13 protein-coding genes are annotated in these 16,593 nt (G+C 35.8%); 2 read left to right on the plus strand and 11 right to left on the minus strand.

What is annotated here, in order from left to right; genetic code table 11:
- Window positions 1-196: 196 nt before the first annotated feature.
- Together HMPREF0389_RS04430 and HMPREF0389_RS04435 are read left to right on the plus strand one after the other, a co-directional pair.
- A complete protein-coding gene (locus tag HMPREF0389_RS04430) occupies window positions 197-1,543 on the plus strand; it encodes a sodium-dependent transporter (RefSeq protein WP_014262490.1) in 1,347 nt (448 codons plus the stop codon).
- A gap of 419 nt (window positions 1,544-1,962) precedes the next feature.
- The gene (locus HMPREF0389_RS04435) at window positions 1,963-3,318 is read left to right on the plus strand and encodes an MATE family efflux transporter (protein ID WP_014262491.1); all 1,356 of its coding nucleotides are present in this window, start codon (window positions 1,963-1,965) and stop codon (window positions 3,316-3,318) included.
- 243 nt (window positions 3,319-3,561) lie between these two features.
- Here HMPREF0389_RS04435 and HMPREF0389_RS04440 read toward each other — a convergent pair whose 3' ends face one another.
- The 11 genes from HMPREF0389_RS04440 to nhaC form a co-directional block, all read right to left on the minus strand.
- On the minus strand, window positions 3,562-6,252 hold the full coding sequence (locus HMPREF0389_RS04440; RefSeq protein ID WP_014262492.1) for an S-layer homology domain-containing protein: 2,691 nt from the start codon (window positions 6,250-6,252) through the stop codon (window positions 3,562-3,564).
- A 455-nt stretch (window positions 6,253-6,707) separates the two neighbouring features.
- The gene (locus tag HMPREF0389_RS04445; RefSeq protein ID WP_014262493.1) at window positions 6,708-7,445 is read right to left on the minus strand and encodes a ComF family protein; all 738 of its coding nucleotides are present in this window, start codon (window positions 7,443-7,445) and stop codon (window positions 6,708-6,710) included.
- 892 nt (window positions 7,446-8,337) lie between these two features.
- Window positions 8,338-8,691, minus strand: coding sequence for an HD domain-containing protein (locus HMPREF0389_RS04450; RefSeq protein WP_014262494.1), 354 nt, complete (start codon window positions 8,689-8,691; stop codon window positions 8,338-8,340).
- Window positions 8,692-9,104: 413 nt separating this feature from the next.
- Complete coding sequence (gene tsaD / locus HMPREF0389_RS04455; RefSeq protein ID WP_014262495.1) at window positions 9,105-10,121, minus strand: tRNA (adenosine(37)-N6)-threonylcarbamoyltransferase complex transferase subunit TsaD; 1,017 nt, start codon at window positions 10,119-10,121, stop codon at window positions 9,105-9,107.
- The gene (rimI, locus tag HMPREF0389_RS04460) at window positions 10,118-10,567 is read right to left on the minus strand and encodes a ribosomal protein S18-alanine N-acetyltransferase (RefSeq protein WP_014262496.1); all 450 of its coding nucleotides are present in this window, start codon (window positions 10,565-10,567) and stop codon (window positions 10,118-10,120) included. The genes tsaD and rimI overlap by 4 nt, the downstream gene beginning before the upstream one ends.
- Entirely contained in the window at window positions 10,564-11,244 is a 681-nt protein-coding gene (gene tsaB, locus HMPREF0389_RS04465) for a tRNA (adenosine(37)-N6)-threonylcarbamoyltransferase complex dimerization subunit type 1 TsaB (protein WP_014262497.1), read from the minus strand. The genes rimI and tsaB overlap by 4 nt, the downstream gene beginning before the upstream one ends.
- A gap of 101 nt (window positions 11,245-11,345) precedes the next feature.
- The gene (locus tag HMPREF0389_RS04470) at window positions 11,346-12,539 is read right to left on the minus strand and encodes a pyridoxal phosphate-dependent aminotransferase (RefSeq protein WP_014262498.1); all 1,194 of its coding nucleotides are present in this window, start codon (window positions 12,537-12,539) and stop codon (window positions 11,346-11,348) included.
- Between the two features lie 31 nt (window positions 12,540-12,570).
- A complete protein-coding gene (locus tag HMPREF0389_RS04475) occupies window positions 12,571-12,954 on the minus strand; it encodes a glucitol operon activator protein GutM (RefSeq protein ID WP_014262499.1) in 384 nt (127 codons plus the stop codon).
- Between the two features lie 42 nt (window positions 12,955-12,996).
- Window positions 12,997-13,554: a hypothetical protein gene (locus tag HMPREF0389_RS04480; RefSeq protein ID WP_014262500.1), complete on the minus strand. Its 558-nt coding sequence runs from the start codon at window positions 13,552-13,554 to the stop codon at window positions 12,997-12,999.
- Entirely contained in the window at window positions 13,547-14,848 is a 1,302-nt protein-coding gene (locus HMPREF0389_RS04485) for an AAA family ATPase (RefSeq protein WP_014262501.1), read from the minus strand. The genes HMPREF0389_RS04480 and HMPREF0389_RS04485 overlap by 8 nt, the downstream gene beginning before the upstream one ends.
- A gap of 174 nt (window positions 14,849-15,022) precedes the next feature.
- Window positions 15,023-16,408: a Na+/H+ antiporter NhaC gene (gene nhaC / locus HMPREF0389_RS04490; protein ID WP_014262502.1), complete on the minus strand. Its 1,386-nt coding sequence runs from the start codon at window positions 16,406-16,408 to the stop codon at window positions 15,023-15,025.
- Window positions 16,409-16,593: the final 185 nt, after the last annotated feature.

A 16,593-nucleotide genomic window follows, 5' to 3' on the forward strand; every position in this document is an offset into this window, starting at 1 on the left:
TCTATTGCTATTATACTAAATATTCGAATTCTACAAACTATTTTAAAAATTTATAGCATTTATTGATTATTTACTATTTACAATCTTCTGAATTTTTAGTATAATTAGAATCTAATATAATATTTACTGTGTTCTTAAACTGTTAGATATTCTTCCATTGTATTTAGCTTAAACACAGTATAGAAAGGAGACTAATATGGAAAACAACAATCGTGGAACATTTAGCCGACTTGGTTTCATACTGGCGGCAGCAGGATCGGCAATCGGTCTTGGAAATCTTTGGAAATTCCCTTATCTTGCGGGAAAAAACGGCGGAGGAGCATTCGTACTCATTTATTTAATTCTCGTTGTCTTAGTCGGCTTCGTCGTAATGCTCGGTGAAATGGCGATTGGTCGTAACACCAAGCTTAACCCTATTAACGCATATAAAAAATTAAATAAAAAATGGGAAATTTTAGGTGCTGTCGGAATTATTGTTCCTTTTACAATTGTTACCTACTATAGCGTTATCGGAGGATGGATTCTAAAATACTTGGTAAACTATCTTACAGGACAAGGTTCTGTTATGGCTGCAGATTCTTCCGCTTATTTCTCAAACTTTATTTCCAGCCCTATTCAACCCTTGGTTTGGCATGGACTATTCATGTTAATGAACATCCTTATTGTTGCAAAAGGAATTGAAGGCGGAGTTGAAAAAACCAGTAAGGTTATGATGCCGGGTCTTTTCATTATTCTTTTAGTTTTGGTACTGCGTTCCGTAACGCTTCCGGGTGCTTCAGAAGGTCTTAAATTTTATTTAACACCTGATTTTTCGGCAATTACAATTGATGTCTTTGTTGCTGCATTAGGTCAAGTATTTTATTCCTTGAGTTTAGGAATGGGAATTATGATTACGTACGGAAGTTATCTTTCCAAAGACAATGACTTGGAAAGAAGTGCATTGATTATCCCAACCTTAGATACACTTGCCGCTTTGTTGGCAGGGTTTGCTATTTTGCCGGCAGTATTTGCATTCGGATTTGAACCGACCGCAGGACCGGGGTTAATCTTCATCACATTACCGGCAGTATTTGACTCAATTCCGGTAGGATTTGTTTTTGGAGCATTGTTCTTCTTACTCGTACTGTTTGCAGCAATTACTTCTTCTATTTCTTTGTTGGAAAGCCCTGCTGCATATCTGATTGATAACTTTGGAGTAGAACGTAAAAAGGCCGTTATTTTCTGTGGTGTTGCTGCATTCTTAATAGGTGTTCCTTCTTCCTTATCTATGGGAGTATTCCAAACAACCTTCTTCAGAATGAACTTCTTTGACTTCATGAGCTATTTTGCAGAAAGCCTATTGATGCCTCTTGGAGGAATGTTCATGTGTATCTTCATCGGCTATGTTTGGAAACCTGAAAGCGCAATTCAAGAAATTTCAAACGAAGGTACTTTACCATTTAAATTAAGAGGTTATTGGGCGTTTATGATTAAATACATTGTTCCTGTTGCAATCTTTGTTATTTGGTTGAACTCTTCAGGATTGATTAAATTATTCAAATAACCCTTTACAAAGTCATAAAAATATCTTTCTATAAAATCGATAGATTATAAGCAAAACTTCATTCGTTTTTGCTTGTTTCTATCGATTTTTTATGATATACTACAGAACCGTAGATAGATGAATCTACAATTTCATACTACTATCCGTTTGACTTACCCCTGTCATAATATTAAGTTCCTGTTGATAGCTTAATGAGTCCAACAAATTATTTCCGTTATTTCAATTAGAATCATCTTGAAAAGAGCATTTCTTTCAAATTATATGTTTATGACAGTTCCAAAGCAAGTTTTAGTATCAGTAGGATATTTTTCTTAAAAAAGAAAAACTATCCTCTTTTTTCTTTTTTACAAGATAAAATAATGATTTTCAATAAACAATCATGTTCTTATATTTGCTTACTATGTTGAAAGGAGATTTTTATGGCACAAACAAAAGAAAATAAAATGGGAATCGCTCCTGTTTTGCCGCTTATTTTTAGTATGTCGTTACCGGCAATGTTCTCAATGTTGATACAATCACTCTATAACGTGGTGGACAGTATCTTTGTATCTAAATTAGGAGAAAAGGCCCTTACCTCGATTACACTTGCATTCCCTATCCAAATATTAATCATTTCTATTGCGGTAGGTACTGCCATTGGATTAAACTCCTATATCTCCAGAAAACTGGGAGAACAAAAACAGGAAGACGCAAACCAAGCTGCAACACATGGAATTTATTTGGCCGTAATGAGCAGCATTCTCTTTTTGCTTATCGGATTTTTTGCGGTAAAACCTTTTGTTTCCGGTTTTACTTCCGATCCGGAAATATTTCATCAAGCTACCTCTTATCTACAAATTGTCACTACATGTTCTATCTTTGTATTTTTAGAAATCAATTTTGAAAAAACACTACAAGGAACGGGTAATATGATGTATCCTATGTTATTTCAATTGACGGGTGCCGTTACCAATATCCTCTTGGATCCGATTTTGATTTTCGGTTTGTTCGGAGCACCCAAACTCGGTGTGAGCGGAGCTGCAATTGCAACTATTATAGGCCAAGGCTTGGCTTTTCTTTTTTCTTTCTATATCATCTACACAAAAGAACATGATGTCCACATCAGCATCAAAAAATATTCTTTTAATTGGAACACTGTAAAACAAATCTATATTGTAGGCTTTCCCTCTATGATGATGCAATCCATTGCGGCAATTTTAATCGGAGGATTGAACGCCATTCTGATTTCCTTCTCTTCTGCAGCAGTATCTATCTTAGGGATTTATTTTAGACTACAATCTTTTGTATTTATGCCGGTATTCGGACTCACACAAGGTTTGATGCCAATCATAGGATATAACTACGGCGCAAGAAATAAAGAGCGTATGCTGCACGCCCTAAAATACGGAATCTATATTGCACTCTTTATCATGACCATCGGAATGATAATATTTTGGAGCATTCCTCAACTCCTATTATCCTTATTTCATGCCTCCGACGAAATGTTATCCATCGGCGTTCCGGCACTTAGGATTATCTCTATATCATTTCCGATTGCATCGATCGGAGTTCTGTTATCCTGTTTCTTCCAAGCACTTGGAATCGGAAAATACAGCTTGTACGTTTCTTTTATGAGACAGCTCCTAATCATACTTCCACTTGCTTACATTTTATCCAAAATTTCGACCCTAAATGCAGTATGGTCCGCTTTTTGGATTGCAGAACTGATTGCAACCGTAAATAGTATTTTAATCTTCAAACAACTGTATGATAAAAAAATCAAGTATTTAAGTTAATATCAGCTTGTTCCGATATCTTCTCAGCCTACAAAATTTTTTTGGGCTGTCTTGCATATAAGAAATTCAAAACAACCAAAAAGACAGCAATTCATTATTTTTTGATTTGCTGTCTTTTCTCTTTATTTGTTACTTCTTAAACGGAAAATTGTAATTCTCACCTAACAATTTTCCGTTTAAGATTGATTTCTATAAATTCCATGTCCGCTCTACATTTTCGATGTCAATATCTTCATAATTATATTACGGTAACATTGCATCCCTTTTCAACATCTTTAATTTCCCGATGGCCGGCCATTTGCTTATCATTTTTGCATCATAACTATCTCCGTGATCATCTTTCACTTCACCATCCCCAGGATTATAGTATCTGTAATAAAAATAAAATCCACAGTCGTAATTACATGAATCATAGGAATCATAGGAATATGGTCCTATCATTTTCGGAATATGTCTATAGTCAAGCTCTTCTCTTGAATATCTGTCTCTTTCCACCTGAGTTCCATCATAATCTATCTGTCCGTCAGGAATACCGTCATAATCTGTATCAATTAATGTCGGATCAGATTCGTAGTCCCATACATTGATTGTTGTTTTACCTGTATATTTCTTTGGATTTATCTTGTATCGTTCAAGTAACAGTTTGATATATGGGTACATATTTCTTTGGATTTGGGTGCCAAGTTCCTCTTTATCCGTCAATCCATCTCCGTCACTATCATTCGTATCTGCTTCCTCAATCGATTTTGTGAGTTTAATAATTTGAAAATCATCCAAATATACGACATCAAGCTCTTCAGATAGCGGAAGATTCGGATGGTTGATATTTTGGAATACATCGATACCGATTCGTCTGAGGAATTGATCGATATCCATCACAAAATAAATTCCTTCCCATCGGATTGTTCCTTTGATGATTCTATTTTTGATATCTACATCAGTTGGAATAAGTTCTATCCCCTCTTCTTTTGAAAAAGTTGCAATAGATAATTTTCTTAAATCTCCCTTGTAAATTCCTTTACATTCGAAATTTAGTTCTAACGGGTATTTTAGAGTTTGATTTTCCTCATTTCTTGTTGTCACTTTTATACCGTCACTTACGATTGCACGATTGTTTCCAACCAGTTGATGGTAGATAAGGTCTAAAGTGATATTTCGGTTGATATTTCCCTCTACTTCTCCTGTAATAGATGGAATAAAAGGATTTTCACTCTGATATAGACTATCTGTCATTGCCTGTTCTGTTGTAGTTTGTCTGATTCTTCTTTCATCATCAGGTGTTTTCCCGTCTGTCATAGTTTTTGTCGGATCAAGTCCCATTAGTAATTCTTCGTCATCAGATAACGCATCATCGTCTGTATATTGAGTAGTTGGATTCGTCTTATATTTTGTTACTTCATCATAGTCGGATAACTCATCTCCATCTGTGTCTTCATCACTCGGATCTGTTTCCAACTCTTGTTCTTGTAAGTTGGTAAGTCCGTCATTATCGTAGTCTTCATCTGCATCGCTGATTTCATTATGGTCCGTGTCTTGTTGCAACGGATCCGTTCCTACCATGTATTCAAATCCGTCCCTTAGTCCATCTCCATCGCTGTCTCTTCTGTTCGGATCCAGTCCGTTGTCCATTTTCCAATAGTCATCCATATACTCTCGAGAACTAATGAATTCCGCTGTGACTGTGGTGTCATGAGCCGGCATAATAAAAACTGTGCTTTGGTTTTTCTTGTTTCGAAATGTTCCTCCGTTCGTGCTGAGCCATTCATTGAAGAAATGCCTATATTCATCGTATGCCTTTGCTTTAATCGGTACAACTGCTCCTTTCGGATATCGACCTTTTATTTTTGATATAATTTCTCCTCCTTGTGTCGATACTACTTGTAGTTGATATGTCAACGGTACTACTACACCCTGTTTCAACGATATTATCTTTTCAGTAAGTGTTGTTTCCTCACTGCTTCGGTTCTGTTTTTCTTCAATTACAGTAGGTGTATTTTCTATATTGATAGTCTCTTGTATCCACGGCGTTGTTCTTGGTATCATAATATTTTTAAGTTCTGCTGTTTTGTCCTGATATTTTGCTTGGATAGTGTACTTTCCTTGCGGTATTTCTTGTATATCACGGAACCGATATTCTCCGTATTGATCTGTTTTTACAGTTTGGATAATCTGATTATCTTTTTCTTGAATCAGGTTGACTGTGATATCAGGTTGTACCTGATGTTTGTATCCGGCTGTTCCCACAATTCCCCGGTATTTGATGTACAGTTCTTGATGGTAATTGTTTAGGACTGTGTATGCTTCTCCTACTGTGATGGTATCTGTCGGGAAAAAGTATTCATGTCCATGTCCTGTTAATATATTCGCCTTTGTACCTGTTATGATATTTTTGCTTGACCATCTATCTGCAGACACATCTATAAATGTAGGAGTTTCTTTGTTTTGGTCTGCTATGTCTTGTATCGCAGTTTTTGTTCGAATTAACATAGAGACGAATTCTTCTCTTGTTACATATTCCTGACTTCGAAAGGTATTATCCGAATAATCGCTTATAATGTTGTACTTTTGAGCTAATTTGATGTATGTATCTGACACATTATCTCCGCTGTCTTTTCGTTGGAGTTGCATCTCTTTTACCAAAAAATCTTTCGAAAGAAGTATTTTTAGAATAAGTTCTACCGCTTCAGCTCTTGTGATATTTTTTTCAGGGTCAAACCGATGTGACCAATCCCAGTTGTCTCTGACAATGCCAAGTTTTTGCATATTGGAAATCTGCTCATATGCCCAATGATTTCTCGTCTTCTCATAAATTGTTAATTCTATGGCATCATCCTGATAATCCTCATTGTTTGTTTCGGCAAACAATGATAACGGTGCATTAGTTGATAGCAATATACATGACAAAACAACAGATAATACTTTTTTGCTTTTCATAACATGACCTCCATTTTCAGTACAATATACTTTCATTATATCGTATTGAGGTGAATAATCAACTGGTTTTCATTTTTTATTTATTTGTGAACCCTACATCACTTCATAGTACTACTATCTATTACAAACCATAACTGTAATCCGATATACTGCTAAGCCTTTATTTCTGTGAATACATGATATCGCATTTATAAAACCTAAATGCAACTGTCATAACTTAATCATTTCAAAGAAATTTTATCTTCAGGATTATTTTAGTTGGAATCGTGCAAATAACATATCCGAAGCATTAAACTATGAACAATAACTTCAAATTGTAAAAGAGGGCTAGTCATACGAATAACAGTTAAGTAATTTATTTTCACACAAAAACATTGGAAGCACTAACAATTTTTGATATCTTCTGATGTGTTATATTATGTTATTTTTACTTTGTATCATTGCTATGTCTTAACTTATACTCGTGCATTGCCAATGGCAATACAATGAACACGCAAGCTGTCGTGTTCTTTTTTTATCACTTTGCTGACAGTACTCAATGTGCTGCCGGAGGTAACAATATCATCCAAGATCAAAATATTGCTCTTAGGTTGCACTTCAATCTCTTTATGTTCAAAAGCATCCTCGACAAGTAACATTCTTTGGAAAGGTCGATAGGATGACAGAAATGGAGTGTCTTTTGTTCTCGTGACAAATTCAACCACAGGAACAGAAAAATGTTCTCCAACCATCTCTGCTATTAGCTGTGTCTGATTGAACCCCCGTTCCCTCATTCTGTTTCTGTGAATCGGAACATACGTGATATAATCATAGAAAATTTCCTTTTCATTCAATTTTTGTATCAAAATTTCTGTGAAAAATCGACTCAAATAGGTCTGATGTCCGTACTTATAACGAAAAATCAACTTTTGCAAAAAGTCATTGTATACCAAACAAGTATCAATACTGTCAAAATAATAATGTTCCGATTGACAAAAACAACTTGTTCCAAGCAATGTCCTCCTCCCACAATGCTTACAGACCTGATCTGTAAACTCCAATTTTTGATAGCAGCTATGGCACAGACTGTACGGATTTTTGTTCCAAATGCTCTCGCCACAACCGATACAATTCAAATTACTCGGAAAAATCAATTCGCCAAAAAACTCTTTTATTTCATCAAGTCTTTCTGTTTGAAACAACTCTATCTTCATCAAAATTACACCATTATCTCTTTCTATGTCCTACTGTTTTACATCTAAAAATCATCTATGTATCAATAAACAAAAATTTTTCATACCCACTGTTAGCCACACAATTTTTTATCTGATTTCCATTATCATCTTAAGCTAAAACTTGACTTAATTATAATAAATCTGAAAGAAATCATCTATGTCAGCTTGTCATAACCGTAATAAAAAGAATGGAATATTAGACTTACTTAAACTATGAACGGCAACTAAAATAGTACGATATCTGCAAATGAAACAAACATAGTATAAAACCCTATCCGAATTGCTAATTCATAATACCGTAACAACGCAACTTCTTCATTTATCGTTACAAATATTTTGCCCTAATAATATCATATCACAAAATGACTCTTTTTATCCAAAAAAGCTCTATCCATCTATCAAAGAAAATACACATTCTAACATCCTAATGAATCGCCCTAAAGTTAAATGAAAAATACTCTGTTTCAAAACTTTATCTTCATCGGAATCGAAAGCGGAGAATTGGATTCTTTAGACTACGAATAATAAGCAAACATGATAACAGCTGTAATCGAAACAGATAACAATATCAATCTTTACATTGTAGCATTATTGAGAGTACAAATATAATCGGAGTGTGAAATATTCGCCTTCTCCATTTAGAGAAGCTGTTGCAATTTTCTTTTTTAATTCATAGCTATATTTTGCCATTAAAAAACCGACCTCTAATCATTAGCTTTTCTTGTCTGACTTTTTTGGGTCGATACGAAACCGGGAGGTTATTTCCGCGAAATCAACAAAAAAATGAGATTCCTAACATCAAGAATCCCATCTTTTTAAAACATCTGCTACTTTGCAAATAGCTTTCTGTTGTTATGTTCCAAACAAATTTTTAATAGATTTTACAATACTTATCCATCAATCCGTTGATTATTTCGTCTGTAGAAACAGTCTTATCTGCATGTCTTAACAATCTCAACATATCAGAATCATATTCCAAATCCATATCTTCATGATGATAAACATCTTCCCAATACTTATATCCTTGTTGTTTCAACACCTCTGCACCAATATGAGCATGTTCTGCTTTACTGTCTGTAAATTGATAACCGATATCGTGCAACATTCCGAGAACATATGCATCATTCGGATTTACAGGATATTTGTCCGGTTGTTCTTCTGCCAATCGTTTCATTTCGCTTGCTACCGCATAGCAATGATGTAATTTTTCAAGTTCTAATTTCATGATACTTCTCCTATCTAATCTAAATTTTTCATTCTTTACTGTACTCTTATGATACCCCTGTTTTCTTTATCCAATTACAAATATCTACAAAATTCATGAAACTAGGATGATTCTACTCTATTGGTAAAAACAGTATCTTATCATTTTACAAAAATGCCATATCGACACGGTTTGTCAATCATTTCACCTGTAAATTATTTCAAAGATGCTTGTGAGCCATATACAGTAGTGTTATAAGAACACCATTTTTTCAAACAAATTGAAACAGAGGGCACATAACAAGAATTTTTTGTGCTTTTGTGCTTTTGTGCTTTTATGCTTCTATCCTTCATGTTTTCCATTCAAATTCAAGTTCCTCTTTACAAACACTTCTGTTATCATTTCTGTTTTACATTTTTACAAATCATTCGTTCTTATCGTTCCCCTATTTTTAAATTCGGTTTTGCTGATAAAGACAAGTCGCTTATGATCCCATCCATATACCGATAATATCCGGCAGATGCTATCATCGCCGCGTTGTCGGTACATAAGGAAAGAGGCGGATAATATGATTGATATCCTCTTTTATCACATTCTTCTTTCATTCGTTCCCTCAGGCGAGAATTTGCTGAAACGCCCCCACTCAATACCAGAGCATGATACCCTTTTTCTTCCACTGCTTTTAGCGCCTTATTTAACAGAACATCTACTACTGTTTCCTGAAAAGAACAAGCAATATCCTCACAATGAATGTCTAATCCTTTCATCTTACAAGAATTGATATAATTTAGAACAGCTGATTTCAAGCCTGAAAAACTGAAGTTATAACTGTCATCTTTGTAATATGATTTTGGAAAATCAATGGTGTAACTTCCTTGTTTTGCAAGAGCATCTACTTGTGGTCCTCCGGGATAACCCAATCCGATAGCGCGTGCAACTTTGTCATATGCCTCTCCTGCTGCATCATCCGTCGTTTTCCCCAAAATACAAAACTGATTATAATCCTGTACCTCTACAATATGGGTATGTCCTCCCGATACAATCAATGAAATAAAAGGCGGTTTCAACTCCGGAAACGCAATGTAGTTTGCTGCGATATGTCCCTCAATATGGTTGACTCCCACCAACGGTTTGTTGAGTGCAAAAGACAGCGATTTTGCTGTAGACAGTCCCACCAACAACGCACCCGCCAAACCGGGACCGTAAGTAACTGCAATCGCATCAATTTCTTGTAACGGTCTTCCCCATTGTTCTAAGGTCTCTTCCAATACTCTGTTGATATCTACCACATGGTTTCTGGATGCAACTTCCGGAACTACTCCGCCAAACTTTTTATGAATATCAATCTGTGTCGAAACAACATTTGCAAGAATTGTTCTTCCGTTTTGTATCACAGCGGCTGCGGTCTCATCACAACTACTTTCGATTCCTAATATTGCTATTTCTTTCAATCCTCTTCCTCCATTGATTTTCTCATAACAATGGCATCTTCATTGTTATCTTTGTAATATGCTTTTCTGATTCCAACTTCTTTGAATCCATTGTTATGATATAATGTTTTGGCAGGTTCGTTCGAGACTCTGACTTCCAAAAAAAAGTCTTTTACTCCAAGTTTATTTCCTTCTGCAATCAATTTTTCTAAAATCTCAGTTCCGATTTTTTGCTGACGATATTCCGGCAATACTGCAATATTATTGATATTGCCTTCATCCAAAACTTGCACAAATCCGCCATATCCGACTACCTTATCACAATCCAATGCAACAAAGTAGCAAGCAGCCGGTTGCAACAGTTGGTCATACAGCGAACATAGACTCCACGGTATCGCAAAACAAGACATCTCAAGGTCATATACTTGTGTAATATGATTTTGATTCATTCTTTCAAGTATAATCATTGCTTCCCTTGCCTTTCTTCAAACTGAAGTTCAGCTTGTGATTTTCTCAAGTATACCGGTTCAATATACTTTGTTTCTTGTATACCCTGTCGCTCTGCCAATAAACAAACAGAAACCGCTCTCGGATAACACATATCCGGCGGTGCTTTTTGAATCTCTTGCGGCAAATCTTTCCACATGGATACTGCATCTCCTGTTATAATAACCTTTTCATAATTTTCACATCGTTGCAAAATATCTGTTTTAGAAAGCACTTCTTCTTTTCCTAATGAAAAGATTTCATTCCCTCCGTGTGCCTGATAAAAGGCTACATAAAAGTGTTCTCTCTGCGCATCTGTTGTACTGACAATCATATTTTTGCTGAATCGATGTGCAAACGCCATTGCCTCTAAAGTAGAAATACCGATAACCGGTTTCCCTAGTGACATTGAAAATGCATTTGCTACACTGACTCCGATACGAATTCCTGTAAAGGAACCCGGTCCGACTGTACATGCAATTCTATCTATATCATCCAACGAAAACTCTACCGATTTCATCATCTGTTCCAAATAGGGAAGTAATCTCTCACTATGCGTCAATGCATGATTCTGAATCAACTCATACTTCAATACTCCATCCACAGTGAGCGCAATACTGAGCGATGCTGTAGAAGTATCTATTCCCAAAACTTTCATTCCATATCCTCTCTGACTTTTTAAATTTATTTTTGAACCATAGACTTATTCACAAAAAAATCCCGCCCTGTTTACAAAACAAATTTTTACACGAATCATTTTTATGATTGTAATTCGTTCAAAAATAACCCGATTCTTTTCATTCCTTCTTCTATTTTTTCTCTTGAAGTTGCATAAGACAATCTCACAAAATCGTCCGCTCCAAATGCAATTCCGGGAACAACCGCTACATTAGTATGTTCCAAAAGCAATTCTGCGAATCCTAAAGAATCTTTGATTTCTGTTCCACAATACTTCTTTCCTTTACACTGATTGATATTCAGCATTACATAGAAAGCACCTTTCGGTTTTTTTACGGATACCAAAGGCAACTGTTCAATTTTTTCTACAATAAGGTTTCTTCTTTGTTCAAACTCCACTTTCATTTGTTCAACCATCTCTTGTTCTCCCTCCAACGCCTCAATTGCAGCATATTGCGCCAATGTATTCGGATTGGAAGTAGTATGACTTTGCATACTGGAAATAATTTTTGCAATCTTGGAATTTGATGCTGTATATCCGATTCGCCACCCTGTCATCGCATACGCCTTAGAAACTCCGTTTACAACGATAGTCCTATCTTTTATTTCCTCATTCAAAGCAGCAATGCTGATATGTTTCCCGTCATAAATCAGTTTTTCATAGATTTCATCGGAAACCACCATAACATCATGTTTTACCGCAAGAGCTGCAATTTGTTCCAACTCTTCTTCGGTATAGACTGCCCCTGTCGGATTGCAAGGAGTATTCAAAAAGATTGCTTTTGTCTTTGGAGTAATCGCTTTTTCAAGCTCCTCAGCTGTAATTTTAAATTCATTCTCTTCCTTTGTTTCCACAATAACGGGAACTCCGGCTGACATTTTGACCAATTCCGCATAAGTCACCCAGTAAGGACTTGGAATAATCCATTCGTCTCCCGGATTGGTAATCGCTTCTACTGCATTTCGAATTGCATGTTTCGCACCGTTTGAAACCACAATATCCGTCATTTTGTATTCAAGATGGTTGTCTTTTTTCAACTTATCCGCAATGACTTGTCTCAATTTCGGTAAGCCTGCTGCTGCTGTGTATCCGATATGTCCGTCTTCCAAATATTTGATTGCTACATCACAAATATTTTTCGGAGTTGCAAAGTCCGGTTCTCCGGCGCTAAAACTGATGACATCCACTCCGTTACTTCTTAATTCTGCTGCCTTCGCTGTCACTGCCATAGTTACAGAAGGCTGTATTTGTTGATATTTGATAGAATACTCCATTTTCTTCCTCCTGGTAAAATTTCATCGTTCCTTATTTTTCATAATACATATTCAATGCATTTTCCAATGCAATTGCTTTGAATTTTTCTTTTCCTTTTTTGGTAATATTCGGATTGATGTGCTCCATTCTGATTTGTTCCAATGTCTTTCCTTCAATTTCACCAAAGTCTTTGAATCTGCCGAAAGCACCTGAACCCATGATGATTTTTGCGCGTTTGACATGTCCTTTTTTGACTGCCATCGCCACAATACTACCTCTTCCCATAATTGTCTTATGTGCTCCGGAAATCACCTTGCCATATTCCGAAAGTTCATTCATGGTAGCTCGAATACTCTTTAATTGCAAATGAACCAACACAAATTGCAAGATAATCAGCCCAACCATTATTGCAACTGTAATACCTGTACGTCCCATACTTTTTCCTCTTTTCCTCGTGATTAATATATCTTATTGCTTTTACAAAGTTACTTCTCCGTCTCCGTTTTCATCCAATATAATTCGTTTATATGGCACCGTCTCCTCAATAAACGGAAGTTTCACCTTTCCTCGTTCCCACTGACGAATTGCTTTTTGATTTTCTCTACGTTTTCGAAGCAACGGATTTTCGTTCATTTTATCAAATCGAAATGCACTGTATAAGCGAACTTCCTCAAAATCTTCAATTTGTAAAAAACCTGCAATTGCTATTGCATTGTACAATGCCCCTTCAAATTGTTCCAAGGATTTTTTGACACTTTCTACCGTCATACATTTTTTAAACTCAACAATTTTTAGTATCCAACGATTCTCCCTTTGTTCAAACAAAATCGCATCTGCACACTTCAACGTTCTGAGCCATCGAAAAGTCTGCTTATCCGCATTCAAAAAACAAATATTGAAGTGATTCAAATGACATATTAATTTTGCTTTTCCCAATTTCTGTGTTTCAGTCAAAATCACAATACGATCGGTCGCTCGAACAGTGTCATCTAAATTGAGCAATTGCAATCTTTCTTCAAATCCTACCTTAATCATCGTCTTCCTCCAATTCAATTACTTGATTGATTAGCTCATCAATCACATCATTGAATGTGATTGCAGGAAATCCCGTTTCAGAACCGGGTACATTGCTTACAACGGTCTTATCTCCTACAATATCGAATTGGTACACTTGAATATCCTTATAGTTCAAAAGCTCCTCTTCCTTCAAACGAAACTTCTTACTTAATTCTGTCTTTCTCGGATGACTGTACACTTTTACCAAATTGTTCATTTGTTGGAAGAACGTATCACTATGTGTCGTAATCCACACATTTTTGTTCTTATTCAAAATCATCGCCAAAATTTTTGCCATCATGGACTGTGCTTTCAAATGCAAATGTTCTTCCGGCTCTTCAATGATAAGTGTCTTAAAAGGTGTCTTTTTGTCCCTCAAAAACAAAAGAATCGACGAAAGTTCCGTTACAAGCGAAGAGGTCAAATACAACGGAATTTGCTCTTGCATACCCTCTGAAGCAAAATAAATGTTTTTAATTGGGGCGTGATCCGTCACAACCTTTCCGCGAATTACCTCTTCTTCTATATAGCGAATGATGTCATCATACTCATTATCCGCTTCATCTCCCATTGCTACAATCTGGTTCAAAAATTGAATGACAGGTTTAGTAAAAATACTTCCCTGCATTTTTTTGTGTCCAAAATGTTGTTTCAAACTTTCGTTAATCAGAGTTTTGTAAGTCAACATAAATCCTGTTCTGGATGCCGGCAAAAACAATGCTCCTTTCGGTTTATCTACATCTCCGATCAAATCAGAAAACAGAATTTGCAAGCAACAATTCATCACTCCCCTTAGAAACAATTTTTCTTTCCTATGTTCTACCGTTTTGTCCAACTCTTGTCTCCAAAGTTTAATTTTTTGTTGATCCAAATTAAATTGGTTTTTATCTAACAATTTAATTTCAAAAAATTCCCCCTCAATATTTCCGTTAAAGATACTGGATAGAATTTCTTCCTTATTTTCCATAAAAAACACATTGAAAAATTGAACAAAAATCCGTTTTTCCTCATTTGTCAATGCGCCGTTCTTTTCTTTTTTCAAAACTGTATTCACAAAGACAGCTCTCGCATTTTGATACACTTCCCAATTTTGGCACTCCTCTATATTCAAATAGTCATAATAATTCTCTTCCATCATCCCCCACAAAAGAGACATTAGATAACTCTTGCCACTACTGTTGTCACCTACAAATAAAATCATCGGACTGATTTGAATTTCCGCTTCTGAAATACGGCCAAAGTTTTGGATCCGTAAACTCCAATTCGTTCTCAAGGCACTCCCCTCCTTCTTACCATTATATTAACTATTAAATCAAGTAAAATCAATAGTATAAAAGAATAAAATGAGAAAAGAAAAACTCTCTTTCCTGTAAAATCAGTGTCTTATTTACAGAACAGAGAGTTATTTCTAACTTGTTTTTATCAATGCTTGTCTATTGTTTGCATATTATTCCGATTTTGTTGTAAGAGTAATACCGGTGAATCCGAATACGATTGTCAAAAGCAAACTGCTGTAACAAAAAACAGAAAACATTCCATATTGCAAAGTAGATACTCCGAGCATGCTTGTAATAAATACCCCGCACACTCCCCAAGGCACCAAAGGGTTGATAACTGTCCCGGCATCTTCCAAAGTTCTCGACAAATTCTTGGAATGTAAATTCAATTTATCGTACACCGGTTTAAATGTTTTTCCCGCCAATAAAATACTCAAGTATTGTTCTCCGACAATAAAGTTCACACCGACTGCTGTTACAACTACACAAATTGTTGCTCGTGACGGCGAAACCAATAAGTGAGCAATACTTTCTAACAGAGTCGGAATAATCCCCAATCCAAATAACAGACCACCCAAACTAAGTGCCAAAATAACAATGGTGATGGTAAAAAACATACTTTGAATTCCACCGCGTTGAATCAAAGATGCAATACTCTCAGGCACACCTTCTTTCGAAAATCCTGCAAACAAAATCTGTCCTATTTCTTGAAAAGAGTAAGCTGTCTGTATTTGTGCAAGAAGCAAACTTGCAATGCTTGTAAGAATAATGCTCACAACGGCAGGAATTTTGAAAATAGAGAACACCAACAGTAATACAAACGGAAGTAATGCATATCCATTCACCAAACCCGTTGATAGAATATCCGTTTGAAACTGAGCGACACTCTCCAAGTTTCCTACTTCTTTCCAAGGAGATAAAACGGAAAAAGTGATTGCTGAAATCACAAACGCAGGAATGGTTGTATACATCATATTTTTGATATGTTCAAACAAATCCACACCGACGATACTTGCAGCAATTCCGGTAGTATCAGAAAGAGGTGACATTTTATCTCCAAAAAACGCTCCCGATACAATCGCACCTGCTGTAATGGCAGAATTTAATCCGAATGCATGAGACAATCCCATCATCGCAACTCCAAGTGTCGCAACCGTAGTCAAACTGCTTCCGATTGAAATACCGATAATTGCCGTAATACAAAAAGTTGATAAATAGAAAGTCTTACTCGAAATAATCATCAAGCCATAGTACATCAAAGTCGGAATTGCGCCGGACATCATCAGTACGGAAATCAAAATTCCGATAAAGAAGAATAGATAAATCGCTCCCATACTTGTGGTAACCGATTGAATCATACTCTCTTGCAAATCTATAAATTTCACTTTGTGAATCAACCCGTACAATATCAAAAATACAATGCTAATCAAAACCGGAATATGAGGTGTCATATTCTCTATCGCTATCATCGGAAATCCTAATAAAACAAAAATAATTGCTGTAATTACCAAAGCTTCACCAAGTTTCGGTGTTCTGTGTTGTTTCAAATCAAACATAGTATCCTCTCCTTTTCTGTTTCTCTCAACATAATCCTAAACTACTTTCCACCAACAAAAATTCCTATCATACAAATCGTTGTTCTGTCAAAATAACCTCCTCTTCTTTTATATGACATCATCTCAAACATACTTCACATTGTAAATGATCTCTATCACCCGCTACAAAAAAGATTTACACCTTT

The sequence above is a fragment of the Filifactor alocis ATCC 35896 genome, from assembly GCF_000163895.2.
Taxonomy (GTDB): Bacteria; Bacillota; Clostridia; order Peptostreptococcales; family Filifactoraceae; genus Filifactor; species Filifactor alocis.